General features: G+C 70.0%; 18 protein-coding genes. 5 read left to right on the forward strand and 13 right to left on the reverse strand.

The window, feature by feature from the left end; genetic code table 11:
- Positions 1-777, reverse strand: coding sequence for an electron transfer flavoprotein subunit beta/FixA family protein (locus MRBLWO12_RS12980; protein ID WP_363556077.1), 777 nt, complete (start codon positions 775-777; stop codon positions 1-3).
- A gap of 140 nt (positions 778-917) precedes the next feature.
- Between MRBLWO12_RS12980 and MRBLWO12_RS12985 the strand changes: the two genes are divergently transcribed.
- Positions 918-1,454 carry a MarR family winged helix-turn-helix transcriptional regulator gene (locus tag MRBLWO12_RS12985; RefSeq protein ID WP_363556079.1) on the forward strand — a complete coding sequence of 179 codons (537 nt, stop codon included), beginning with the start codon at positions 918-920 and terminating at the stop codon, positions 1,452-1,454.
- A 51-nt stretch (positions 1,455-1,505) separates the two neighbouring features.
- Positions 1,506-1,949: a YdeI/OmpD-associated family protein gene (locus MRBLWO12_RS12990; RefSeq protein ID WP_363556081.1), complete on the forward strand. Its 444-nt coding sequence runs from the start codon at positions 1,506-1,508 to the stop codon at positions 1,947-1,949.
- Positions 1,950-2,043: 94 nt separating this feature from the next.
- Here the strand turns inward: MRBLWO12_RS12990 and MRBLWO12_RS12995 are convergent, their stop codons facing one another.
- From MRBLWO12_RS12995 to MRBLWO12_RS13035, 9 genes are all read right to left on the reverse strand, one after another.
- A complete protein-coding gene (locus MRBLWO12_RS12995) occupies positions 2,044-2,820 on the reverse strand; it encodes an enoyl-CoA hydratase-related protein (protein ID WP_363556083.1) in 777 nt (258 codons plus the stop codon).
- Between the two features lie 61 nt (positions 2,821-2,881).
- Positions 2,882-3,769: a 3-hydroxyisobutyrate dehydrogenase gene (gene mmsB, locus MRBLWO12_RS13000; RefSeq protein ID WP_363556085.1), complete on the reverse strand. Its 888-nt coding sequence runs from the start codon at positions 3,767-3,769 to the stop codon at positions 2,882-2,884.
- Positions 3,766-4,947, reverse strand: a complete 1,182-nt coding sequence (locus MRBLWO12_RS13005) for an acyl-CoA dehydrogenase family protein (RefSeq protein ID WP_363556087.1) — start codon at positions 4,945-4,947, stop codon at positions 3,766-3,768. Before MRBLWO12_RS13005 ends, mmsB begins: the two co-directional genes overlap by 4 nt.
- A gap of 59 nt (positions 4,948-5,006) precedes the next feature.
- Positions 5,007-6,506 carry a CoA-acylating methylmalonate-semialdehyde dehydrogenase gene (locus tag MRBLWO12_RS13010; protein WP_363556089.1) on the reverse strand — a complete coding sequence of 500 codons (1,500 nt, stop codon included), beginning with the start codon at positions 6,504-6,506 and terminating at the stop codon, positions 5,007-5,009.
- Positions 6,507-6,809: 303 nt separating this feature from the next.
- Complete coding sequence (locus MRBLWO12_RS13015; RefSeq protein ID WP_363556091.1) at positions 6,810-7,994, reverse strand: thiolase family protein; 1,185 nt, start codon at positions 7,992-7,994, stop codon at positions 6,810-6,812.
- Between the two features lie 40 nt (positions 7,995-8,034).
- Positions 8,035-8,673 (reverse strand): LuxR C-terminal-related transcriptional regulator, encoded by a 639-nt coding sequence (locus tag MRBLWO12_RS13020; protein WP_363556093.1) that lies wholly within the window; start codon positions 8,671-8,673, stop codon positions 8,035-8,037.
- A gap of 245 nt (positions 8,674-8,918) precedes the next feature.
- Positions 8,919-9,884, reverse strand: coding sequence for a class C sortase (locus MRBLWO12_RS13025; RefSeq protein WP_363556095.1), 966 nt, complete (start codon positions 9,882-9,884; stop codon positions 8,919-8,921).
- Positions 9,885-10,053: 169 nt separating this feature from the next.
- Positions 10,054-11,649, reverse strand: coding sequence for a SpaH/EbpB family LPXTG-anchored major pilin (locus tag MRBLWO12_RS13030; protein ID WP_363556097.1), 1,596 nt, complete (start codon positions 11,647-11,649; stop codon positions 10,054-10,056).
- 109 nt (positions 11,650-11,758) lie between these two features.
- Complete coding sequence (locus MRBLWO12_RS13035) at positions 11,759-15,760, reverse strand: SpaA isopeptide-forming pilin-related protein (RefSeq protein WP_363556099.1); 4,002 nt, start codon at positions 15,758-15,760, stop codon at positions 11,759-11,761.
- A gap of 247 nt (positions 15,761-16,007) precedes the next feature.
- On the opposite strand from MRBLWO12_RS13035, the gene MRBLWO12_RS13040 reads away from it, so the two are divergent.
- The gene (locus tag MRBLWO12_RS13040) at positions 16,008-16,592 is read left to right on the forward strand and encodes an antibiotic biosynthesis monooxygenase (protein WP_363556101.1); all 585 of its coding nucleotides are present in this window, start codon (positions 16,008-16,010) and stop codon (positions 16,590-16,592) included.
- Between the two features lie 6 nt (positions 16,593-16,598).
- On the opposite strand, the gene MRBLWO12_RS13045 is transcribed toward MRBLWO12_RS13040, so the two are convergent.
- Positions 16,599-17,762 (reverse strand): ROK family transcriptional regulator, encoded by a 1,164-nt coding sequence (locus tag MRBLWO12_RS13045; RefSeq protein WP_363556103.1) that lies wholly within the window; start codon positions 17,760-17,762, stop codon positions 16,599-16,601.
- A 124-nt stretch (positions 17,763-17,886) separates the two neighbouring features.
- Between MRBLWO12_RS13045 and xylA the strand changes: the two genes are divergently transcribed.
- Together xylA and xylB are read left to right on the forward strand one after the other, a co-directional pair.
- Positions 17,887-19,095, forward strand: coding sequence for a xylose isomerase (gene xylA, locus MRBLWO12_RS13050; RefSeq protein WP_363556105.1), 1,209 nt, complete (start codon positions 17,887-17,889; stop codon positions 19,093-19,095).
- 8 nt (positions 19,096-19,103) lie between these two features.
- Positions 19,104-20,411, forward strand: a complete 1,308-nt coding sequence (gene xylB / locus MRBLWO12_RS13055) for a xylulokinase (protein WP_363556107.1) — start codon at positions 19,104-19,106, stop codon at positions 20,409-20,411.
- Positions 20,412-20,779: 368 nt separating this feature from the next.
- On the opposite strand, the gene MRBLWO12_RS13060 is transcribed toward xylB, so the two are convergent.
- Complete coding sequence (locus tag MRBLWO12_RS13060; protein ID WP_363556108.1) at positions 20,780-21,694, reverse strand: aldose 1-epimerase family protein; 915 nt, start codon at positions 21,692-21,694, stop codon at positions 20,780-20,782.
- A 52-nt stretch (positions 21,695-21,746) separates the two neighbouring features.
- Positions 21,747-23,261, reverse strand: a complete 1,515-nt coding sequence (gene araA / locus MRBLWO12_RS13065; RefSeq protein WP_363556110.1) for an L-arabinose isomerase — start codon at positions 23,259-23,261, stop codon at positions 21,747-21,749.
- Positions 23,262-23,280 lie beyond the last annotated feature (19 nt).

A 23,280-nucleotide genomic window follows, 5' to 3' on the forward strand; every position in this document is an offset into this window, starting at 1 on the left:
TCACACCAGCCTGTTCTGCACGAGGTACTCGACCAGCTTCGTGCCGGCGTCGCCCTCATCGGTGATCTTCACGCCCGCGGCGCGCGGGGGCTTCTCCGCCACCGCGGTCATGATCGTGCGGGGGGCGGCCGCCGGGTCGGCGGAGACACCGAGGTCGGCGAGCGACAGCACCTCCAGCGGCTTCTTCTTCGCCGCCATGATGCCCTTGAAGTTGGGGAAGCGCGCGTCGGGGAGCGCCTCGGTGATCGAGATCACTGCGGGCAGCGCCGCAGAGACCTGCTGGGCGCCGGCATCGGCGGCACGGCTGCCGGAGACGGCATCCGCGGCGATCTCGACGGAGGAGAGCGCCGTAGCCTGCGCGTATCCGAGGTGCTCGGCGAGCATCGCCGGCAGCACGCCGCCCGAGCCGTCCGTCGACAGGTTGCCGGTGATCACGAGGTCGGGTTCGGCGCGGCGGATGGCGGCCGCCAGCACCTCGGCCGTGAGACCGAGATCGGCACCGGCGAGTTCAGGATCGGCGATGTGCACGGCGGATGCCGCACCGATCGCGAGCGCCCGACGGATCGACGCGGTCGACGTCTCCGGAGCCATCGAGAGCGCCACCACCTCGACGCCCTCGTTCTTATCGGCATGACTCAGCGCGACCTCGAGCGCCCGCTCCGTGATCTCGTCGAGCACCACGTCTCCGGCCGCCCGATCGGCGAGCCCGGTCTCGAGATTCAGCTTGCGATCGCCATAGGTGTCCGGCACCTCTTTGACCAGGACGAAGATCTTCATCGATTGCTCCTCACGACTGCTCTGATTCTAGTCCTGCGACACTGAGTGCCACCTCTACTGCGACGCAGACCCACGCTTCGGCTGATCCGCTTCCGTCGCGCCGCGGCCATGGTTGCCGCACCCGCCGGTAGCGTAGGGGCGTGGTCCGATCCCGCCCGCTGCCCGTTGATCCGCTCGCCGAGGCGAAGCGGCAGTGGATCGCGCACGGATGGTCGGATGCCGCCGACGGCATGGCCGTCGTCACCTCGGTCATGCGCGCACAGCAGCTGCTGTTGGCCCGGGTCGATTCCGCCCTCAAGCCGTTCGCGCTCAGCTTCGCCCGCTACGAGGTGCTGCGACTGCTGGCGTTCAGCCGCGCCGGGCGCCTGCCGTTGTCGAGCGTGGTCGCTCGCCTCCAGGTGCACGCGACCACGGTGACCAGCACGGCCGACCGTCTGGTGCGCGACGGACTGATCGTGCGCGAACCGCATCCGCACGACGGCCGGGCCGCCCTGCTCGCACTGACGGATGACGGGCGCGCTCTGGTCGAGCGCGCGACCGCAGCACTCAACGCCGACGTGTTCGCCGACCCGGGCATCAGCTCTACCGACGCCGCCGAGCTCGTCGCGATCGTGGCGCGGCTGCGCAAGGACGCCGGCGACTTCACCGAGCCGCGCCCCCTCCCCGAACCCCTCTGACATGGCGCGGTTCGCTCGCGTCCTGTTCGGGCCCGGGCGTACCCTGTCGCCATGAGCGAACTGCGCCTGCACACCGTCCTCACCGGCCGTGGTCCTGCCGCGGCGATCCTGCTCAGCGATGAGCAGGTCGCGTCCCTCGGCGGAGGCAAGACCTTCCCGGTGGTCGTCACGATCGCAGGCCGTACCGCTCGGCTGCGACTGGCGCGCATGGGCGGCGAGAACATGATCGGCTTCAACAAGGCCGTCCGTGCCGACCTGGGACTCGAGATCGGGCAGGAGATCGACGCCGTGATCCGGGTGGATGCCGCCGAGCGCACCGTCGAGGTGCCGGCTGCTCTGGCCGAGACCCTCGACACCGACCCCGCGCTCCGTGCCGCCTTCGACGCGCTGAGCTACTCGGCACGCAAGGAGCACGCCCGCACCGTCGCCGAGGCCAAGCAGCACGAGACGCGCGACCGGCGCATCGCCAAGATCGTCGAGTCGCTGCGCAGCTGAGCGTTCACAACTCCTCAAGATCGCGGCTGACCCGGGGATGTGCCCCACCGGACGCCGTGATCCGCGCATTTCTTGAGGAGTTGTGAACGACACGTCAGCGGTTCTCGAACCGGGGAGCACGCTTCTCGCGGAAGGCCGACATGCCCTCCTCCTGGTCGGCGGTGTCGAACAGCGCCGCGAATGCACGCTTCTCATGCGCGAGACCGTCGGCGAGCGTGGTCTCCATCGCGGCATCCAGCGCGGCCTTCGCGGCGTACAACGACGGCAGGGACTTCGAGGCGATGGTCTCGGCGAGCGTGGTCGCCTCAGCCAGCAGCTCGGCCGCCGGAACCACGCGCGACACCAGTCCGGCCCGCTCCGCCTCCTCCGCGCCCATGAACCGGCCGGAGAGCACCAACTCTGCCGCCTTGTAGTAGCCGACGGCGCGGATCAGTCGCTGCGTGCCGCCCATGCCGGGGATGACTCCGAGGTTGATCTCCGGCTGTCCGAACTTCGCCGTGTCGGCCGCGAGGATGATGTCACACATCATCGCGAGCTCGCACCCGCCACCGAGCGCGAAGCCGGAGACGGCGGCGATCACCGGGGTACGCACGGCCGCGAACGCATGCCAGACGCCGAAGTGGTCGGTCTCGAGCATCTCCGCGCCCGACATCCCCTCCATCTCCTTGATGTCGGCACCCGCCGCGAACGCCTTCTCGGATCCGGTGACGACGATCGCGCCCACACCATCGTGGGCGTCGAACGCGAGAGCGGCTGCGGTGACCTCGTCGGCCAGCCGACTGTTCAGCGCGTTCAGCGCTTCGGGGCGGTTGAGGGTGATCCACCCCACGCGCCCGCGCTGCTCGACCAGGATCGTCTCGTACTCGGTCATGTTCTTCCCGCCTCCACGTCGTCGTCTCTTCAGTATCGTCGCGACCGACCGCCAGGCACGATCACACCCGGTCTTCGCGGATGTCGGTGATGATGCCGGAGAAGTCCCGACCCGCACCGTCACCGGCCGCGAACGCCGCGTAGATCCGCTGGGCGAGCCGGCCCATCTGCGCATCCGTCGCGGTCTGCTCGATCGCCTGCAGCGCGAGGCCGAGGTCCTTGGCCATCAGCGCTCCGGCGAATCCGGGCTGGTAGTCGCGGTTCGCCGGACTCGTGGGTACAGGGCCGGGAACCGGGCAGTTCGTCGTGATCGACCAGCACTGGCCCGAGGCCTGAGAGACCACGTCGAACAGCGCCTGGTGCTCGAGCCCGAGCCGCTCGCCGAGCACGAAGGCTTCGGCGACGGCGATCTGCGAGACCGCGAGCACCATGTTGTTGCACACCTTCGCGGCCTGGCCGAGGCCCGGCCCTCCGCAGTGCACGATTCGCTTTCCCATGGCCTCCAGCAGGGGCAACGCCGCGGCGAAGTCCTCATCAGCCCCGCCGACCATGAAGGCCAGAGTGCCGTTCTCGGCGCCGACCACTCCCCCCGACACAGGAGCATCGACGTTGCGGTGACCGGCGGCGATGGCGAGCGCGTGCGCGGCCCTGGCCTCGTCGACGGCGATCGTCGAGGACTCGATGAAGAGGGTCCCCGGACGCGCTGCAGCGAGCAGCTCTCCCCGGTACGCGTCGATCACGTGCTTCCCCGCAGGGAACATCGTGATCACCACATCCGCGTCGGCCACGGCATCCGCTCCGCTCGCCGCGATCGGGATGCCGGCTTCGCCTGCGGCGGCGATCGCTGCAGGCACGAGGTCGAAGCCGTGCACCTCATGCCCGGCGACGACGAGGTTCTTCGCCATAGGCAGCCCCATGTGGCCGAGCCCGAGGAACGCGATGCGGGTCATGATGCGCTCCGCGCCGAGGCCGATCCGGCGGGCCGCAGCATTTCGCGTCCGACGATCAGCCGCATGATCTCGTTCGTCCCCTCCAGGATCTGATGCACCCTCAGATCGCGCACCACCCGCTCGATGCCGTAGTCCTGCAGATAGCCGTAGCCGCCGTGCAGCTGCAGCGCCCGGTTGGCGACATCGAAGCCGGCGTCGGTCGCGAAGCGCTTGGCCATCGCGCAGCGCATCGTGGCGTCGGGGGCATGCGCGTCGACCGCTTCGGCGCCGTCGCGGACCATGAGCCGCGCGGCCTGCAGATCGGTGCGCATGTCGGCGATCGCGAACAGGATCGACTGCTTCTCGGCGAGGACCTCACCGAACGCCACCCGCTCGTGCACGTACTGCACGGCGCGGTCGAGGGCCCACTGCGCGCCCCCGAGCGAGCAGGCGGCGATGTTGAGTCGGCCGCCGTTCAACGCCGACATCGCGATGGCGAAGCCGCGTCCTTCCTCGCCGAGCAGCGCGGATGCCGGCACTCGCACGCCGTCGAGCACGACCTGCCGCGTGGGCTGGGCATGCCACCCCATCTTCTTCTCGGGAGCGCCGAAGCTCAGACCCTCGGCATCACCCGCCACCAGGAAGGCGCTGATGCCACGCGCGCCCGGCTCCCCGGTCCGCGCCATCACGACGTAGACCGCAGCCTCGCCTGCTCCGGAGATGAACTGCTTGACCCCGGTCAGCACGTAGTCGTCACCGTCGCGGACCGCGCTCGTCGCGATGTTCGCGGCATCGGACCCCGCACCGGGCTCGGTGAGGCAGTACCCGCCGAACTCCGACATCGCGGTCAGATCGGGCAGCCACCGAGCGATCTGCTCGTCGGTGCCGTACGTGTCGATCATCCAGACCACCATGTTGTGGATCGAGATGTACGCCGCGACCGCGGGGTCGCCCTTGGCGAGCTCCTCGAAGATCGCGACGGTGTCGACGCGGGAGAGGCCAGTGCCGCCCGATTCTTCGCGCACATAGATGCCGCCGAGCCCCAGCTCTCCGCCCTTGCCCAGCGATTCGCGCGGGAAGATGTGCTTCTCGTCGCGCTCAGCGGCGAACGGGGCGAGCTCGGTCTCCGCGAACTCGCGAACGGCCCCGAGGATCGCCTCGCGTTCCTCAGCGGTGGTGGCGGTGGTGGTCATGGTCATCGTGATTCCTTAGGAAGTGGGTCCGTGAGCCTGTCGGAGGGATGAACGCGTCGACGACGTCAGTGCATGGTGGGGATGACGAAGCTGGCGCCGTCGCGGATCCCCGACGGCCAGCGGCTCGTCACGGTCTTGGTCTTGGTGTAGAAGCGGAAGGCGTCGGTGCCGTGCTGGTTCAGGTCACCGAAGCCACTGCGCTTCCATCCACCGAACGTGTAGTACGCGATCGGCACGGGGATCGGCACGTTGACCCCGACCATCCCGACCTCGACTCGGGCGGCGAAGTCCCTGGCGGCGTCGCCGTCGCGGGTGAAGATCGCCACGCCGTTCCCGTACTCGTGCTCGGAGGCCATCCGCAACGCCTCTTCGTAGTCGGCGGCGCGGGCGATCACCAGCACCGGTCCGAAGATCTCCTCGCGGTAGATCGCCATCTCGGTGGTGACGTGGTCGAACAGGGTCGGGCCGAGGTAGAAACCCTCCTCGTGCCCCGGCACGGAGAACCCTCGACCGTCGGCGAGCAGCGTCGCCCCCTCGTCGACTCCCTGCTGGATGTATCCTTCGACCCGCTGCACCGCCGCACGCGTCACGAGCGGGCCGTAATCGACGTCGGCGGCGAGCGAGGGTCCGACGCGCAGCTGCGCGACGCGTTCGGTGAGTTTCGCCGCCAGTGCATCCGCCGTCTGCTGGCCGACGGGGACGGCGACCGAGATCGCCATGCAGCGCTCTCCCGCCGAGCCGTAGCCCGCGCCGATCAGGGCGTCCGCCGCCTGGTCGAGGTCGGCATCCGGCATCACGATCATGTGGTTCTTGGCCCCGCCGAAGCACTGCGCGCGCTTGCCGTGCGCCGCGGCGGTGGCGTAGATGTACTCCGCGATGGGCGTCGAACCGACGAAGCCGACCGCACGGATCCGGTCGTCGGTGAGGAGCGTGTCGACGGCCTCCTTGTCGCCGTGCACGACGTTGAGGATGCCGGCGGGGAGTCCCGCCTCGAGGAACAGCTCGGCCAGGCGCACCGGCACCGAGGGGTCGCGCTCGCTGGGCTTCAGCACGACGGCGTTGCCGGCGGCGAGCGCGGGGCCGGCCTTCCACAGCGGGATCATCGCAGGGAAGTTGAACGGGGTGATCGCGGCGACGACCCCGAGCGGCTGCCGCATCGAGTAGACGTCGATCCCGGCACCCGCGCCGGTCGAGTACTCCCCCTTCAGCAGGTGCGGGGCTCCCGCGGAGAACTCGATGACCTCGAGACCGCGCTGGATATCGCCCTTCGCGTCATCGACGGTCTTGCCGTGCTCGCTGGCGAGGAGCTCGGCCAGCGGAGTCATCTCACGCTGCACGAGATCGAGGAAGCGCAGCAGCACGCGGGCCCGCTTCTGCGGGTTGGTCGCGGCCCAGGCGGGCTGGGCGGCTTCGGCGTCGGCGATCACGGCGCGGACCTCGTCGGCCGAGGCGAGCGGCACCTGGGCCTGCACGGCGCCCGTGCTGGGGTCGAACACGTCGGCGAAGCGTCCGTCATCCGGCGTGAGATGCGATCCGCCCACGAAGTGCGGGATAGTACGAGTCATTTTGTGACGTCCCTCCGTGCCGTCATTGGCACTATGACGATTTTACTCTGACATCCGGAGATTTACTAGGACGTCCATGTATTTAACGAATCGAGGGTGTTCTCCACGCGTTCACCCCGCGTCCACATCGATCGATTACAACTGCAGATGCGCGGAGAGACTCAGACCGGATCGGGTAGTCACAGGTTTCCGCGCCGCGGTGAGCGGATCACGCTCCCGCAGCGGTCCCGCACCGCAAAGACCCCCGCCGAATCGGGTCGGCGGGGGTCTTCTCTGCGTGGAGTCAGGCGCGGATGCCGTCGCTCACAGCCGCTCGATGATCGTGGCGTTCGCCATTCCGCCACCCTCGCACATGGTCTGGAGACCGAATCGGCCGCCGGTCGCCTCGAGGTGGTCGATGAGGGTGCCGAGGAGCCGCGTCCCGGAGGAGCCCAGCGCGTGACCGAGTGCGATCGCACCCCCGCGCGGGTTGAGCCTCGTCTCGTCGGCGCCGAGCTCGGCTGCCCAGGCCAGCGGCACAGAGGCGAATGCCTCGTTGACCTCGTACGCGTCGAGATCGTCGATCGTGAGTCCGGCGCGCTCCAGGATCCGCCGAGTCGCCGGAATGGGGCCGGTGAGCATCATGAGGGGATCGTCGCCCACGACGGAGAAGGCGTGGAACCGGGCGCGGGGCGTGAGCCCGAGAGCCGCGGCGCGCTCAGCGCTCATCAGCAGCGCCGCGGACGCCCCGTCGGTCAGCGGAGAGGAGTTGCCCGGGGTGATGCGCCAGTCCAGGTCGGGGAAGCGCGTCGCCAGGGCGTCGGTGCGGAACGCGGGCGAGAGTGCGGCGAGCCCCTCCGCGGTGGTTCCCGCGCGGACGGTCTCATCCGACACCGCCTCCGGCGCCTCCGGCACGGCGATCGTCGTCCTGTCGAAGAACCCCTCGGCCCACGCCGCAGCCGAGCGGCGATGCGACTCCGTGGCATAGGTGTCGAGCTGCTCTCGGCTGAGCCCCCAGCGCTGGGCGATCAGCTCGGCGGAGACTCCCTGGTTCACGAGACCGTCGGGGTATCGGGCCCGCAGCCGCGGTGAAATCGGAGTTCCCCCTGCCGCGGACGACCCCAGCGGGACGCGACTCATCGACTCGACCCCTCCGGCGATCACGATGTCATACGCGCCGGCGATGATCCCCTGGGCGGCGATGTGCACCGCCTGCTGGCTCGATCCGCACTGCCGATCGATCGTCGATGCGGGCACGCTCTCATCGAAGCCCGCCGCGAGCACCGCCTGCCGCCCGATGTTCATCGACTGCTCGCCGACCTGGCTCACGCATCCCAGCAGCACGTCGTCGATCTGCCTCGACTCCAGACCGTTCCGTTCGAGGAGCGCCGTGAGCACCCCCGCGGCGAGGTCGATCGGATGCACGCCGGAGAGCGCACCCCCCACCTTCCCTCGCCCGACCGGTGTGCGGACGACATCGACCAGGACCGCTTCACTGCGTGTGCTCATCTCCCCATTCTGCGCCCGCGCACCGGCACGGGCGCAGAAGTCAGGAGTCCTGCTGGACGAAGCCGTCTTCGACGGCCCGGCGGAACAGGTCGACCTTGGTGAGGGCAGGACGGCCGACGGCGGCGTACTTCACCCGGATGCGCCGAATGTGATCGAGTACGGTCTCCCGTGACACGAACAGCGTCTGGGCCACCCGCTCCGCCGTCTCGCCCGCGGCGTACAGGGCGAGCACCTCGCCCTCCCTCGTCGACAGATTGACGCGCGCGACCGCTGACTCTCCTCTGCCGATCCGCGCGGCCCAGTCCGCGCCGGCGGCGAGCTGACCGCGCGCCGCCGCCCGCAGGGTGGCGACGAGCTGCGGCGCCTCGTCCGACTTCTTGACCATCCCGACGGCCCCTGCTCTGGCCGCCTCGCGGATGAGCCCGATCTGCTCATCCGCGGCATACGCCAGCACCCGCGCTCCGGTCCAGGACAGCGCCGCGATATTCTGCGCCGGTGTCGATCCGTCCGACAGCGTCAGTCCGAGCAGGATGACATCCATCCGCTGCCGGAATGCGACGAGTTCGGCCACCGTCTTGCCCACGGCGACCACGTGTAGACCGGGATGACCGTTGACGATCGCCGTCGTGCCCAGCAGCATCGCCCGATGGTCATCGATGATCCCGACGCACACGACCATACGACTTTCGTTCCCCAAATTGCTCCTACTTCCTCCGGCATTCTTCGCCGCGTGCGTCCCACGATCTCCCCCTGCACGCGCCTCCCCTCAACGACAGAGGGCTGCGAGGAGATGCCTTCCCCGCAGCCCTGAGGCCCCCCGGGGAGGAAGGGTCCCTCATGGCGGTCGTGACCGCCACCATCGGGTCTACCCGCCGTCAGGACACCCCCGCAAGGAACGCGGCAGCAATCCCCCGCAAGTAGGGGTCACTGCTCAGACATACGGCACGTATCCCTCCGATCTGGGTCGTCAGCATCAGCTCTCGACCGCGCGCTCGATGCCGAGCTCCGCCAGGCGTACACACCGATCAGCAGCAGAGCGCCGCCGTACGCGGGGAGCCACCAGGGGAAGCCCGCTCCTCCCGCTCCCTCCTCGGCGGCACGCGCGGATGCCGGCGGCGTCGGCGTGACTCGCTCTCCGGTGACGAGTATCCGATGCGAGTTGATCCCGAGCGGCGTGCACGTCACCAGCGTGACCAGATCCCGGTCGGCCTCCTGCCGCAGGGCCAGCGTGTCGGACGGCGCGACGACGGCGACATCCACCACCTCGTAGGTGAGTGCTTCGCCGAAGGTCGTGACCGTGAATCGGTCGCCGGCACGCAGCCGGTCGAGATCGGTGAACATCACGGCGTCGGCGAGCCCGCGGTGCGCCGTGATCACGGCATGCGTGCTCGCACCCCCGACCGGGAGCGATGTGCCTTCCAGATGCCCGGCTCCGCGCAGCAGCGTCGCATCATCCGTGCCGTGGAACACCGGCAGGTCCACAGCGATGGAGGGGATCTGGATGCGCGACATCACCCCGTTGCGGGTGCGCAGGATCTGGTCGTACTCGAAGCCGGCCGCCGACGCCGAGTCGCTCGTGGGCACGTTCTCGCCCGCTCCGACCAGCGCGCCGGCAGACAGCGCCGCGTTGTACCGGCGGGCTTCGGCGAGCTGCTCCGCGGCACCAGGGTCGGCGTCATCCACGTCACCCTGGTATTCATCGACGATCAACGCCTGGTTGTACGCCGAGAGCCAGGTCGCGGCGGGCGAGTAGACCAGAACGGTCGCGCCCACCACCGCTGCCGCGACGATGACGAGCAGGAGAGGGTCCGCGCGCCGACGCGCCGCAGCCCGCCCGGCCGAGCCATCGCGCTGCGACGGCGGGCCCGGAGCGCGTGCACTGCGCCTCATCTTCCCTGACCCCGCAGGGGTGCCGGAGACACAGCATTGTGTTCCGGCACCCTGGTGCGCGCCACACCCCAGGAGCGGCGACCCGACACCGCTCTGCGGCGCGCACCGGGACCGGAGCGATGGCTCGACGCCACCGGCTCCGGCGTTCGGGGACTCAGGTCGGTGCCGATCAGGACTCGACCGACCGACGCCGACGAACCATCAGCACCCCGCCCAGCGCGATCGCGAGGAGCGCGATCCCACCGATCGTCAGCGCGAGCTGGCCATCGGCTCCCGTGAACGGCAGCGTGGGCACGCCCTGCTGCGTGTTGGCGATACTCAGGAGCGCGACGGTGCCGTTGTCTCCTGCAGCGACGATGACTTCGGTCAATGCCGCCGCGCCCACAGGGAGCACGAAGCCGGCGGGGGCTGTGATCTCCTTCAGCACGTAGCAGCGCTGCGTGACGTCATGACCCGGCTGATTCACATCGGTGACCGTGCCGTCGGCAGCGACCTCGAGCTCGGTGTCGCCGATCCAGAGGCCGGGGAACACGACAGAGCCATCCGCTCCGGAGGTGACGACGAGAGGGGTCGTGGTGCCTGCGGCGGTGACGGCGGTCAGCGTGTCGATGTCGGCGATGCACCCGGCACCATCCGTCTCACCGCGGTAGATCTCGAACTCGGCGCCGGCGAGACCGTCGTTCGCATCGGATGCGTTCACCTTGTCGACGACCAGGCTGCCCCAGCGCGTGGTCATCTGGTTCGTGGGCGATCCTCCGGGACCGTTCGGGGTGCCCGGCGTGAGGGTGAGTCCGTTGAGGTTGACGTAGGCGACGTTGCTGATCTCGCCGACAGCGTTCGCGGCGGCCTCGAACGATACGACGATGTTCTGCCCGGCCAGCAGCTTGGCCAGTCCCGCCGAGGCGAAGGTGACGGTCAGCGTCTGACCTGACCACACCGGGGTGTAGTCGGTGCCCTGCACGAAGGTCGTGCCACCCGCCACCGCCACGCTCACGGTGTCGAGCGCGGTGTTCGGCGTCAGCGCCGCGTCGAGCGTGTCGGTGAGCGAGAAGGTCTCGTAGACCTCTCCTTCGCCGAGCGCCGGGATCTTCGTGGTCACCTGGTAATCGATCGGAGCGCCGAGGGCGGCCCCGTTCTGCTCCTGACCCACGATGTTCTTGCGAGGCCCCTCGGCGACCGTGTTCTTGGGGTAGACGTGCACGTCGTAGACCCACTCGCCGTCGAGCGGAGCCCCGGCGACGCCCTGGTTGACCGCGGGCGTCGGGATCGTGACGAGGAACGGCGTGGCAGGGGCCACGACATTGTCCGGCGCGTCGATCTCCCGCACGAAGTAGGCGCCGGTGGCGAGAGTCGTCGTGGTCACCGTGCCGTCGGCGCCCGTGGTGACCGTCTGGCATCCGGTCAGGTCGAAACCAGCGAGGGTCGATCCGGTCTGCGCCGCGATCTTCTGCGCCGACGTGATCGCGTTCAGCGCGTCCCATCCGGCATTGCCGCCGTCGAGCAGATCGATGCCGTCGACCAGGCAGTATTCGAACACCACTCCGGCGATGGGATCGGTGTCGGGCTGGGTGCCGGTGCCGTCGGGAATCGCCGCGCCGTTGCCGGGGTTGGCGTACTTGTGGATGGTGATCGACCCTGTCGCGTCCGGGTCGATGGCCGCCGCGCTCGCCGCCGCGCCGGTGGCGAGAACGCTGAACGCCCCGAGGGAGAGCACGGCCGTGAGCGCGGCTGCGCGTCGTCCGCGTGCCTGCAGGAGTGCGGTCATGGTGTGTGTCCTTTCATGCATCGCTGGTGCGATGAGGGTGGTCCGGCGTCGAAGCTCGAGCCGAGCATGGGTCCGAGGCGGGCGGGAATGGGAGGCGCCCGCCCCGGAGTCAGGAAGGATGGCGGCGGGTGCGCCGCCATCCGGCCAGGCCGGCGGTGAGGAGCAGGAGCACCGCGCCGATGGCCAGGAGGTGGTCGGTGCCGATACCGCCGGTGAAGGGCAGCACGGGTGCCGGCTGCTGCCGGTTCACGATGTCGTCGAGCACCGTCACCTGGGTGTCGCCGTGCACGAGCACCGTGCGCGGGGTGGTGTCGAGCACGAATCCGATCGGGGCCTTCGTCTCGATCAGCTGGTACCCGCCGGGGACCAGCCCCGGCACCAGGAACCGCCCACCGTCGGCATCCTCATCCGGTCCGCCGCAGGGCGCCTGCGTGCAGTCCACGACGGTCAGCGTGGCGCCCGCCGGCAGCCCGTTCCCGTCGAGCCTCTGCAGCGTCCACTCGGCACCGGCGAGCAGGCGCGCATCGGCGGAGTCGTCGACCTTGTCCCAGCGCAGGGATCCCGAGATCGGATGCTCGACGGCGATGTCGGGTTCGACCAGGAGGTTCCGCAGCGTTCCGGATGCGTCGTCGGCCACGCGCACCGTGTAGGTGATCGTCGCGACGGTGTTGCCGGCGAGCGGGTCGGCGGCGGTCGATCGCCACGTGAACTCCGTGTCTCCCGACGAGTAGTCGACGCGGCCGCACGAGTTCGTGATCGGTGCGCAGCTGACGGCGGGAGGAGTCACGAGGGTCGCCTTGTCGAGCACCTCGGACATGTCATCCGTGACCTCTCCCGTGGTCGACGTGCCCGCGGTCCCGTTCGTCACCGTCACGGCATAGGTGACCGTGTCTCCTGGTTTGACGATCGAGCCCGCCGCGGGCGTGGCCGTCTTCGCGAAGGTCAAGGGCACCGTGGGCACCTCCGTCGTGGCGCAGGATTCCTCGGCGGTGTTCGGTTCGGGGCAGGGATGGAGCGGCGTCACCGGTGTCGTGCCGTCGACGCCCCAACGGTTGACGAGCGTCGCCCCCTCCTGCGCCACCCTCGCCGTCACGGTGAACGTGAACAGCTGCCCCAGCGGCATGTCGGCAAGCTGCCAGGTGATGACGCCGCCCGCGTGCACTCCGCCTCCCGAGGCGGACACGAACGTCACTCCGGCGGGCAGTGTGTCGCGCAGGGTGATGTCGTCGAGGTCGCGCCCGCCGTCGTTCACGGCGGTCACGGTGTAGGTCAGGGTGTCGCCGACGCCGGCCAGTTTCTTGTCGACGACCTTGTCGATCGTGATGTGGCTGTAGTCCTGCCGGGCGATGCCGACCTTCGCCGACTCGACCGGCGGCATCGGTTGGCCGGTGACGAGGTTCGTCTGCGCGGTCGCGAAGGTGTTCCAGGCGACCTCGTCGGGGCTGGTCAGCGGCGGCGTGGTCATCGAGAGTTCGATCGTGAACCCCTGGTCGAAGGCGTAGGTCGCGGTCGACGTGAAGCGCAGCGCCGTCACGCTCTGCAGCAGCGGCGCGGAGGGGGATGCGGGCAGCGTGGTCCAGTCATCGACGCAGCCCGGGTTCTGCGCATTCGGGAGCACCTGCGGTCGGCAGGGATTGACCGCCGTGGAGTAAGAGGCGGTGATGCCCGCGGGCAGCGTCGCGAGTCCGGTGAGGATCGGACGGAAAGTGCTGCCGCGCTGCTGATTCACGGTGCCGGCGACGGTCCCGGTGTCACTCACCCGCGGGAGCAGGTCGTAGGCGACCACACCACCCACGTTCTGCGCGCTCTTGTTCGTCCAACTGAGCCGATAGCTCGCGTTCCCGCCGCCAGGGGCGACGTAGCCGATAGCGGGGAAGGTCTTGAACGACGTGTCGAGGCTGCCGCGCACGGACTTCGAGACGCGGACCGCGTCGGACGACGGATTCGGGTTGATCGTGAATGTCACGGGTGCCGCGCACTGGTGTGCAGCACCCACGGTGCCCGCGACCTTCGTGCCGGTGATGCACATCCGGTCGTCCACCGCCGGGTCGGAGAGGGTGACGGCGGCCGTGTTCGTGTAAGTCCCGGGAGTCGTGACCGACACGGGCAGGTACAACTCGAACCGCAGACGATCGCCGACCCCCGGGGCCAGCCGCGCATTGATCGCGGCTGCCGTGACGACGACCGTGACGACGGTCTCGCCGGTCTGCGGATCGATGCTGTTCGTCACCGTCGCCGGGATCGCGAAGACGAATCCGGAGTCGCTGTAGCGGTATGCCTGCACCGTGACGGGTCCAGTGAACGTGACGCCGGCGGGAAACCGGTCGACGAAGGTCAGATCGCCCGTCGTCGGCTCCGGGAAGAAGGTCTCCGCCGTGAACAGGAAGCGGGAGGTCGCCGAGGACCACGCCTTCTGCATGCCGATCTGGGGGCCGTCGAGGATGAAGACCCGGCCGGACGGAGTAGTGGTGGCGTAGGGGGCGCTCTCACCGACCTCATAAGAGCTGACCACGGCCTGGTTGCGCAGGATGTCGCCCTCGACACGATCCTCGTCGGCGTAGCCGCCGATCATGACCGTCATCCGTGCGTTCGTCATGCCGTCGGTGCGAGGCAGGATGATCTCGGCGACCTGGCCGATGGCCGCGGCGGGCACGAAGTAGCTGCGAAACGACGGACCGCTGGCGAGCATCGTCGACCCCGTGGGAACCGGCCCCACTGTGAGAGGCAGGGTGGTGCCGTCGGTGAGTCGCACCAGTGGAGCGAACGCCGTCGGGATGCCGACGTTCTGGGCGTTCTCGCTGGTGCCCGCCCGCACGGTGACCATCGTGGCGTGGAAGGCGGGGTCCGTGCACACGGTGCCGGGGGCGTAGCTGCTGTACGTCGCCCCTGTCACGTTCGTCGTGCAGGGCATCGGATCGACGACGCTCGACTGCAGCCCCGAGGTCGGCATCACGACATCGAGGGTGTACATCGCCTCGATGCGGAAGTCGAGTGGCGAGCTGTTCGTCAGGTTCGATGTGAGGGTGTTCGCGATACCCCGTCCGAGCCACGGGCCGGCAGCCGTCGCCGACCGATAGCCGTTCGTGCCGGCGCTGCTCGAATCGCCGACGGTGTTGACCAGGGGTCCGTAGCCGCGCTTGGTCGCTGTGGCACCGGGAAGACTCTGGACGACCGTGAGGTCGACCCCTGCGCTCGGGGTGCGGATCGCGCCGCTGATCGACGTGGCGGTGGCTGCCACGGTGTTGCGCAGCACGGTGTTGTCAGCCACTCCGGCGTTCACGGTCGCGACCACTGTCACCGTCGGTGGAGTGGGCGCACCCGCGACGCAGGGCGTACCGACCTGCGCGGACGTGAGGTCGAAGGTGACGGTCTGCCCCGACACCGACGAGGCTGCAGGGGTGCTGGAGACGAAGGTGAGACCGGCGGGCAGGGTGTCGACGAGTCGCAGCGTGCTCGTGTTCTCGTGGCCCGTCGAGGTCGCGTTCGAACAGGACCACCGCAGCGTGTAGCGCACGGTGTCGCCGGGCGTGTAGAAGGCGTGCTCGACGGTCTTCGACACGGTGAGCGGAGCCGTCGCGGTCGCCGTGGAGGTCACCCCGGGAGCGGTGGCGGTGGGAGTGCCGTCGGGGAAGGTCATCGTCGGCACGAGCGTCCAGGTGGTGCCGTTCGGCGTCGTGTGGTTCGGCGGCGTGATCGTGATGCCGATCGTGCCGGCGACGCCCTCGGTGAGGTCGGCGAGCTGCACGACGAGGTCTCCCCCGGTCACCGACCAGGAGGTGATGAGCGGATTGGCGCCGACCGCGACCGTCCAGCTCGGGTCTGATGCGGCGCCCAGCGGGATCGTTACCGTCGGCGACTCGGCGCACGGCGAGGCGTTGATGTTGCTGCACGTGTACGACACCCGATAGCCGAATGCCGTGCCGGAGGGCTGCGACGCCGGCGAGAGCGCGGTGATGGTGATCGACGGGTTCGATGTCGGATCCGCGCTCGCGGACAACGGGGTCTGCATGCCCACCGCAATCGCGATGATCGCGAGGATCGCCGTCGCAGCGCACAGCATCCGTGGCACGCGCCGTGCGCCGCCGACAGACGTCTCCCCTTGCTTCGGCACTCTCGCACTCGCCTTCTGTCCGCGTCCAGGAGCGCACGCAGAAAAGCGCGCCCTTCTAGGAGACGCCACTCGTGGGGCATCGCTCACTCAGTTCTGCGCAAATCCCCTAGGTCTGGGGAACGATCGGTGAGCTCGCCCGGCGCGGCCTTCCGCGCGTGAGGCGCATAGAATCGACGACGCGCCCGCACCCCGGCGCATCACCGCTCGGCGGTCCGCGACCCGGATCGCCTGTCTCCGAGGACCCGCCATGTCCAGCGAACCCATCACCGTCTCCATCCGCCGCGAGGTCGATCCCGCACGCATCGCCGAGGCGACCGCGTGGGTGCAGACCGGTGTGAACATGGCGCACAAGTACCCCGGCTTCCTGGGCTCCGGGTGGGTGCGCGCGGGCGAGGACTCGCAGGTGTGGCATATGCTCTACCGCTTCGCGAACGAGGACACCCTCGTCGCCTGGGAGGGGTCAGGAGAACGCGCCTGGTGGCTGTCGATGGGCGAGGGGTTCATCCGCAGCGAACGATCGCGGCGCCGCAGCGGCATCGAAGGGTGGTTCGACGAGCCCGCCACCGGCACGATCACGCTCCCGACAGCGGAGGGCACAGCGACCGTCGCCGTCGTGAACGCCCCGCCGCGCTGGAAGCAGGCCGTCACCATCTGGCTCGGGTTCTTCCCGGTGAACCTCGCCTTCACGTACGCGATGAGCCCCGTGCCGGGGTGGGACGCGCTGCCGATCTGGCTCCGCGTGCTGTGCACCACCCTGGTACTGACCCCGATCATGACCTACTGGGTGCTGCCCTGGGTCACGCGCTCCCTGCGGAGTTGGCTCGCCCGCTGACCGTGCTCAGATCACGCCGACCGAGGTGAATGCGAGCTCGGCCGCACCCAGCAGCAGTCGATCGGCGGCGAGCGATGCCGAGAGGATGCGCAGACCCTCGACGTTCTCGGCCATCGCCCCGGTCGCGACGTCGGCGGCGAAGCCCTCCTGATCGCCCTCGACGAGCATCGCGAGGAACCCGCCGAGCACGACGACCGAGGGGTTGAGGATGTTCACGGCATCCGCGATCGCCTGCGCGAGCACCGCGCGCTGGCGTCGGCACTCATCCTGCGCCTCGCCGGGGTCAACGGATGCGGCAGCCAGCGCGTCCGCGAGCGTGGGGTCGTCCGCCGCCGGGAGACCGAGCACGGCGAGCAGCCGGGCGCGACTGACCGTGTCTTCGAGCACGACAGCGGCGCTGTCCTCCTCCGCGTCGGCGCGCACACGGTTCTGTCCGAACTCTCCGGCGTATCCGCCGACCCCTCCGACCGGCAGCCCGTGCACGATGATCCCGCCACCGATGCCCGAGGGGCCGCCGTTCAGATAGATGACGTCGTCCGCGCCCTCCGCGGCTCCGAAGAGATGCTCGGCGAGGGCGCCGAGGCTCGCGTCGTTGCCCACGGCGACCGGCAGCCCGGTGCGCGCGGCGACCAGAGCGCGCAGCGGCGCATCGACCCAGCCGAGGTGCGGCGCGTTGCGCACCAGCCCGTCGGCGGCACGCACGAGACCCGGCACCGCGATCCCGACACCGACGAGGCGAAAGTCGCGCAGAGCTCCTGTGCGCCAGCGCCCGATGACCTCGGCGATGAGCTCGGTGGTCGCCGAGGCGCTCAGCACCGCGTCGGACTCGATCCGCTCGCGCAGCGCGATCCCCCGCGCGAGATCCACCGCGGCGATCTCGACCGCGTCGACCTCGGGGTTCACCGCGATGACGACGCTCCTCGGCGAGGCCTCGACCACCGGCGACGGGCGACCGACCCTGCCGACAGGGTCGGGTTCGCGTTCCACGACCCAGCCGTCTCCGACCAGCTCGCCGACGAGATCGGCGACCGTCGACCTGTTCAGCCCGGTCGCCGTCGTCAGCTGGGCGCGCGACTGCGGGCCTCCCAGATGCACCAGCCGCAGGATGCGGGCGAGATTGCGGGCGCGCACCCCGTCGCCGTTGTCCTTCGGCGCAGCATCCGTCGTCACATCGTCCTCCGTCGGGGTTCGGCGTCTCAGTCTAGAAGGCTGGACATCGGCATCCTCAGGTTATATGTTGTTGCTCACAACAATTTACGGGAAGCCGCCGTGCGGCACCATGCGAAGGAGCATCATGAGCCTCACCCCCACCCGCGCCGACAAGTTCTCGTTCGGCCTGTGGACCGTCGGCTATAACGGGGCCGACCCGTTCGGCGGCCCCACCCGCCCGGCGCTCGACGTCGTGCACGCGGTCGAGAAGCTCTCGGAGCTGGGCGCCTACGGACTCACGTTCCACGACGACGACCTGTTCGCGTTCGGATCCACCGACGCCGAGCGTCAGACCCAGATCGATCGTCTGAAGGTCGCGCTCGCCGACACCGGTCTGATCGTGCCCATGGTCACGACGAACCTCTTCTCGGCTCCGGTGTTCAAAGACGGCGGCTTCACCTCCAACGACCGCCAGGTGCGCCGCTTCGCGCTGCGCAAGGTGCTGCGCAACCTCGACCTCGCCGCAGAGCTCGGGGCGAAGACGTTCGTGATGTGGGGCGGACGCGAAGGGGCAGAATACGACTCCGCGAAGGATGTCCGCAGCGCGCTCGAGCGCTACCGCGAGGCCGTCAACCTGCTCGGCGACTACGTGACCGACAAGGGCTACGACATCCGCTTCGCCATCGAGCCGAAGCCGAACGAGCCGCGCGGCGACATCCTGCTGCCCACGCTCGGCCACGCGATCGCGTTCATCGACTCGCTCGAGCGCCCCGAACTCGTCGGTGTGAACCCCGAGGTCGGTCATGAGCAGATGGCCGGACTCAACTTCACCGCCGGCATCGCGCAGGCCCTGTTCCACGGCAAGCTGTTCCACATCGACCTCAACGGCCAGCGCGGCATCAAGTACGACCAGGACCTGGTGTTCGGCCACGGCGACCTGCACAACGCCTTCTCACTCGTCGACCTTCTCGAGAACGGCGGCCCTTCGACAGGCTCAGGGTCCCAGCTGGTCCCCGCGTACGACGGCCCCCGCCACTTCGACTACAAGCCGAGCCGCACCGAGGACGAGACCGGAGTCTGGGACTCGGCCGCCGCCAACATGCGCACCTACCTGCTGCTGAAGGAGCGGGCCGCGGCATTCCGCGCCGACCCCGAGGTGCAGGAGGCCCTGGCCGCCGCGCGCGTGATCGAGCTCGCCGCCCCCACTCTCGGCGAGGGCGAGTCGTACGACGACCTGCTCGCGGACCGCAGCGCCTACGAGGACTTCGACGCCCACGCCTACTTCGGGGGCAAGGGCTTCGGATTCGTGCGGCTGCAGCAGCTCGCCACCGAGCACCTGCTCGGCGCCCGCTGAGTCCGACGATGGCACTCGCGCTCGGGGTCGACTCCTCGACCCAGTCCTGCAAGGTGGTCGTGACGGATGCGACGACCGGCGCCGTCGTGCGCACCGGTCGCGCCGCGCATCCGGACGGCACCGCGGTCGACCCCGAGTCGTGGTGGACGGCGCTCAATGCCGCGATCGCCGCGGCCGGAGGGCTCTCCGGCGTCGAAGCGTGGGCCATCGGCGGACAGCAGCACGGGATGGTGGCACTCGATGCCTCCGGCGCCGTCATCCGCGACGCACTGCTGTGGAACGACACCCGCTCCGCCGACGCCGCGACCGACCTCGTGACCGAGTTCGGCGCCCAGGACCTGGTCGCGCGCACCGGCGTCGTGCCCGTGGCATCGTTCACGATCTCGAAACTGCGCTGGCTGCGCGACCACGAGCCCGAGAACGCGGCGCGGGTCGCGGCGGTCGCCCTGCCGCACGACTGGCTGACCTGGCGCCTGCGCGGCTACGGGCCCGCCGGCGCGGAGGCGGCACCCCTCGGGCCTGTGCTGGAGGAGCTCGTCACCGACCGCTCCGACGCCTCGGGCACGGGGTACTGGAACCCCACCACCGGGGAGTACGACCGGGCGCTGCTCGTCGCCGCGCTGGGTCACGACGCGGTGCTGCCGCGCGTGCTCGGCGCGGAGGAGTCGGTGCAGGATGCCGCCGGGCGGCGCGTCGGCCCCGGAGCAGGTGATAACGCCGCCGCCGCGTTCGGGCTCGGCGCCGGTCCCGGCGATGTGGTGGTGTCGATCGGCACCAGCGGCACGGTCTTCGCCGTGAGCGAGCATCCGTCCGCCGACCCCTCCGGGATCATCGCGGGCTTCGCCTCGGCCGACGGCCACTTCCTTCCGCTGGTGTGCACGCTCAACGCGGCGCGGGTGCTCGATGTGACCGCGGCGCTGCTCGGCGTCGACCACGACGAGCTGAGCCGTCTCGCACTGGCGGCCCCGGCGGGTGCGACCGGACTCACCCTGGTCCCCTACTTCGAGGGTGAGCGCACGCCGAACCTGCCCGACGCGACCGCGACGCTCAGCGGCATGACCCTCGCCTCGACGACGCGAGAGAACCTGGCGCGCGCCGCGGTGGAGGGGATGCTGTCGGGACTCGGCGCCGGTCTCGACGCATTGCGGGAGGCCGGAGTGCCCCTGCGGCGCGCGCTGCTGATCGGCGGCGGCGCGCAGTCCGCCGCGGTACGGGCCATCGCGCCGGAGGTGTTCGGCATCCCGGTGGAGGTCCCGTCGGCGGACGAGTACGTCGCGCTCGGCGCCGCCCGTCAGGCCGCCGCGCTGCTGCGGTAGCCGGGGTGTGGGCGCGGGCGCGCCACCTGCAGGAAGATCGGCCGGATGCAGGAGCATCCGCCGGCGATTCCTCCTGCCGATGGCGAAATCTCCTGCAGATGGCGCGGATACCGGGGGGGATGCCGCGGGCGTCTGACCCGGTCGTCTGACCGTCGGGGTGCGCCATCGGGTCGTGCCGCGAGGTCACGCCGCCGCCACCTGCAGGAGGATCGGCCGGATGCAGGAGCATCCGCCGGCATTTCCTCCTGCCGATGGCGAGATCTCCTGCAGATGGCGCGGATGCCGGGGGGCGGATGCCGGGGCGCGGATGCCGCGAGGCCGGGGCCGGGGCCGGGGCCGGGGACGAGGATCCCCGGGCCCGGACAGACCTAGACGGCGAAGATCCGCCAGGACGCGGCGTGCGTCGCGCCGGGCGCCAGGGTCACCAGGTCGACGCCGGAGTTGAAGGCGTCGGGCGGACACGTCATCGGCTCGACCGCGAGGCCGATGCGGTGCGTCGTCGGAACTGCAGGGGTGTCGGCGGTGTGCACCTGCACCCACGGGCATCCCTCGTCCCACGCGAGTCCGACTCCGGTACCGGCAGCGGTCACCAGACGCACTTCGGCGATGCCATCCGTGCGGGCGAGCTCGGCGAAGGCGTGGTCGATGAACACGTCGCCGATCGGCCGCGCGTCGCGGAAGTCCCACTCCGGATGCTCCGTCACCGGTTCCACCGCCACCGGGCTCAGCCGGTCCGGCGTCACGGTCAGCACCTCGGATGCCGGGAGCGTGAGCGTCCAGTCGTCGACGCGTCCGGGACCGGCGACCAGGTACGGATGCGGTCCGGTGCCCCAGGGTGCAGCATCCGCGCCGATGTTGCGCGCGGTCACGGTCTGGCGCAGCCCGTCGGCCTCCAGACGGTACTCGACCTCGACCTCGATGCGGAACGGGTACCCGGTCTGCGGCTCGATCACCGCGGCGAGCGCGACGCGGTCGTCGAGCACGAGGCGATCCTCGAACTCGGCCCAGACGAGGAGTCCATGCAGCGCCTGAGCGCGCGCGGGCTCGGTGAGCGCCAGCTGGTGCTCGACCCCGGCGAAGCGATAACGCCCGTCGACGATGCGGTTGGGCCACGGCGCGAGGGTCGCACCGCGGTAGCCCGGCCGCACCTCATCCGCGCCGAACGGCACGACCAGGTCGCGACCGTCGAACGTCAGCGCCCGCAGGGACGCTCCGACGCTCGCGATGTCGGCGTCATAGCCGTGGCCCGTGATGCGCAGCTGCCGTCCGGAGCGCGGAGCCATCAGAGGCCCCTCGCCAGGCTCAGGGACCCAGCGCTCAGGCGGGGCGTTCCCATCAGAGTCCCTGCGCCAGGCGGTAATACGCCTGGTTCCAACGGACCTGCTTCTGGAACTCCGGCAGTGTGGTGCTGTCGTCGATCACCAGCAGTTCGACCTCGGCCATCTCGGCGAAGTCGCGGAACGCCTCGATGCCGACCGCGGTCGACATGACGGTGTGGTGCGCGGCGCCTGCCGTCAGCCAGGCGGCGGCGCTGGTGGTGAAGTCCGGCTGCGGCTTCCACACCGCGCGGCCGACCGGGAGCTTCGGCAGCGATGCGCGCGGCGGCACGTTCTCGACCACGTTCGCGGTGAGCCGGAAGCGGTCGCGCATGTCGCTGAGCGCGACGACGACGGCGGGGCCGGGGTCGGCTGTGAACACCAGGCGCACCGGGTCGTCCTTGCCGCCGATGCCGAGCGGGTGGATCTCGAGCGTGGGCTTCGCGGTGGTCAGCGACGGCGACACCTCGAGCATGTGCGCGCCGAGGATCAGCTCATCGCCCGGGGTCATGTCGTAGGTGTAGTCCTCCATGAGGCTCGCGCCGCCGGGCAGCCCTGCGCCCATGACGTTGGCGATGCGCACGAGCACGGCGGTCTTCCAGTCGCCCTCGGCGCCGAAGCCGTAGCCCTCGGCCATGAGGCGCTGCACCGCGAGACCGGGCAGCTGCTTCAGCGCACCCAGGTCCTCGAACGAGGTCGTGAAGGCGCCGAAGCCGCCCTCCTCCAGGAAGGAGCGCAGCCCGACCTCGATCGCGGCGCCGTCGCGCAGCGAGGAGTGCCGGTCGCCGCCGCGGCGCAGTTCAGGGGCGACCTCGTACAGCTCCTCGTACTCCGCGACCAGGGCGTCGATCGCCGAATCGGATGCCGCAGCCACGGCCTCCGCCAGCTCGTTCACGCCCCACGTGTTGACCTGCACGCCGAAGCGCAGCTCGGCCTCGGTCTTGTCGCCCTCGGTGACGGCGACGAAGCGCATGTTGTCACCGAAGCGCGCGAGCTTCAGGTCGCGAGACGCGGCGAGGCCGGCCGCCGCCCGCTGCCAGGTGCCGAGCTCGCGGCGCAGGCGCGGGTCGGACGCGTGGCCGACGATGGTCTTGCGCGGCACACCGAGACGGGTCTGGATGTACCCGAACTCGCGGTCGCCGTGCGCGGCCTGGTTCAGGTTCATGAAGTCGAAGTCGATGTCGGCCCAGGGCAGCTCCACGTTCGCCTGCGTGTGCAGGTGCGCGAGCGGCTTCTGCAGCGCGTCGAGCCCGGCGATCCACATCTTCGCGGGGCTGAAGGTGTGCATCCAGGCGACGAGCCCGATCACGCGGTCGTCAGCGTTGGCCTCCAGCGCGGTGCGCTTGATGGCGGCGGCATCCGTCAGCACGGGCTTCCAGACGATCTTCACCGGCACCTCGGCCGACTCGTCGAGCAGCCGCGCGATCTGCTGCGACTGCTCAGCCACCTGGGCGAGCGTCTCGGGACCGTAGAGGTGTTGGCTGCCGGTCAGGAACCAGACCTCGTAGCCGTCGAGGGAGGTGGTGAGTGCCATGGAGATGCCTTTCAGGTGG

The sequence above is a fragment of the Microbacterium sp. LWO12-1.2 genome (assembly GCF_040675875.1).
In the GTDB taxonomy this organism is placed as follows: Bacteria; Actinomycetota; Actinomycetes; order Actinomycetales; family Microbacteriaceae; genus Microbacterium.

What these genes read in the sequence shown, in the direction of transcription:
- MRBLWO12_RS13020 (WP_363556093.1), bottom strand. Translation starts at nt 8,673, where the DNA reads ATGGTCGTGTGCGTCGGGATCATCGATGACCATCGGGCGATGCTGCTG.
- MRBLWO12_RS13040 (WP_363556101.1), top strand. Translation starts at nt 16,008, where the DNA reads ATGTCCAGCGAACCCATCACCGTCTCCATCCGCCGCGAGGTCGATCCC.
- xylA (WP_363556105.1), top strand. Translation starts at nt 17,887, where the DNA reads ATGAGCCTCACCCCCACCCGCGCCGACAAGTTCTCGTTCGGCCTGTGG.
- mmsB (WP_363556085.1), bottom strand. Translation starts at nt 3,769, where the DNA reads ATGACCCGCATCGCGTTCCTCGGGCTCGGCCACATGGGGCTGCCTATG.
- MRBLWO12_RS13010 (WP_363556089.1), bottom strand. Translation starts at nt 6,506, where the DNA reads ATGACTCGTACTATCCCGCACTTCGTGGGCGGATCGCATCTCACGCCG.
- MRBLWO12_RS13060 (WP_363556108.1), bottom strand. Translation starts at nt 21,694, where the DNA reads ATGGCTCCGCGCTCCGGACGGCAGCTGCGCATCACGGGCCACGGCTAT.
- MRBLWO12_RS13030 (WP_363556097.1), bottom strand. Translation starts at nt 11,649, where the DNA reads ATGACCGCACTCCTGCAGGCACGCGGACGACGCGCAGCCGCGCTCACG.
- MRBLWO12_RS12990 (WP_363556081.1), top strand. Translation starts at nt 1,506, where the DNA reads ATGAGCGAACTGCGCCTGCACACCGTCCTCACCGGCCGTGGTCCTGCC.
- xylB (WP_363556107.1), top strand. Translation starts at nt 19,104, where the DNA reads ATGGCACTCGCGCTCGGGGTCGACTCCTCGACCCAGTCCTGCAAGGTG.
- MRBLWO12_RS12995 (WP_363556083.1), bottom strand. Translation starts at nt 2,820, where the DNA reads ATGACCGAGTACGAGACGATCCTGGTCGAGCAGCGCGGGCGCGTGGGG.
- MRBLWO12_RS13025 (WP_363556095.1), bottom strand. Translation starts at nt 9,884, where the DNA reads ATGAGGCGCAGTGCACGCGCTCCGGGCCCGCCGTCGCAGCGCGATGGC.
- araA (WP_363556110.1), bottom strand. Translation starts at nt 23,261, where the DNA reads ATGGCACTCACCACCTCCCTCGACGGCTACGAGGTCTGGTTCCTGACC.
- MRBLWO12_RS13015 (WP_363556091.1), bottom strand. Translation starts at nt 7,994, where the DNA reads ATGAGCACACGCAGTGAAGCGGTCCTGGTCGATGTCGTCCGCACACCG.
- MRBLWO12_RS13005 (WP_363556087.1), bottom strand. Translation starts at nt 4,947, where the DNA reads ATGACCATGACCACCACCGCCACCACCGCTGAGGAACGCGAGGCGATC.
- MRBLWO12_RS12980 (WP_363556077.1), bottom strand. Translation starts at nt 777, where the DNA reads ATGAAGATCTTCGTCCTGGTCAAAGAGGTGCCGGACACCTATGGCGAT.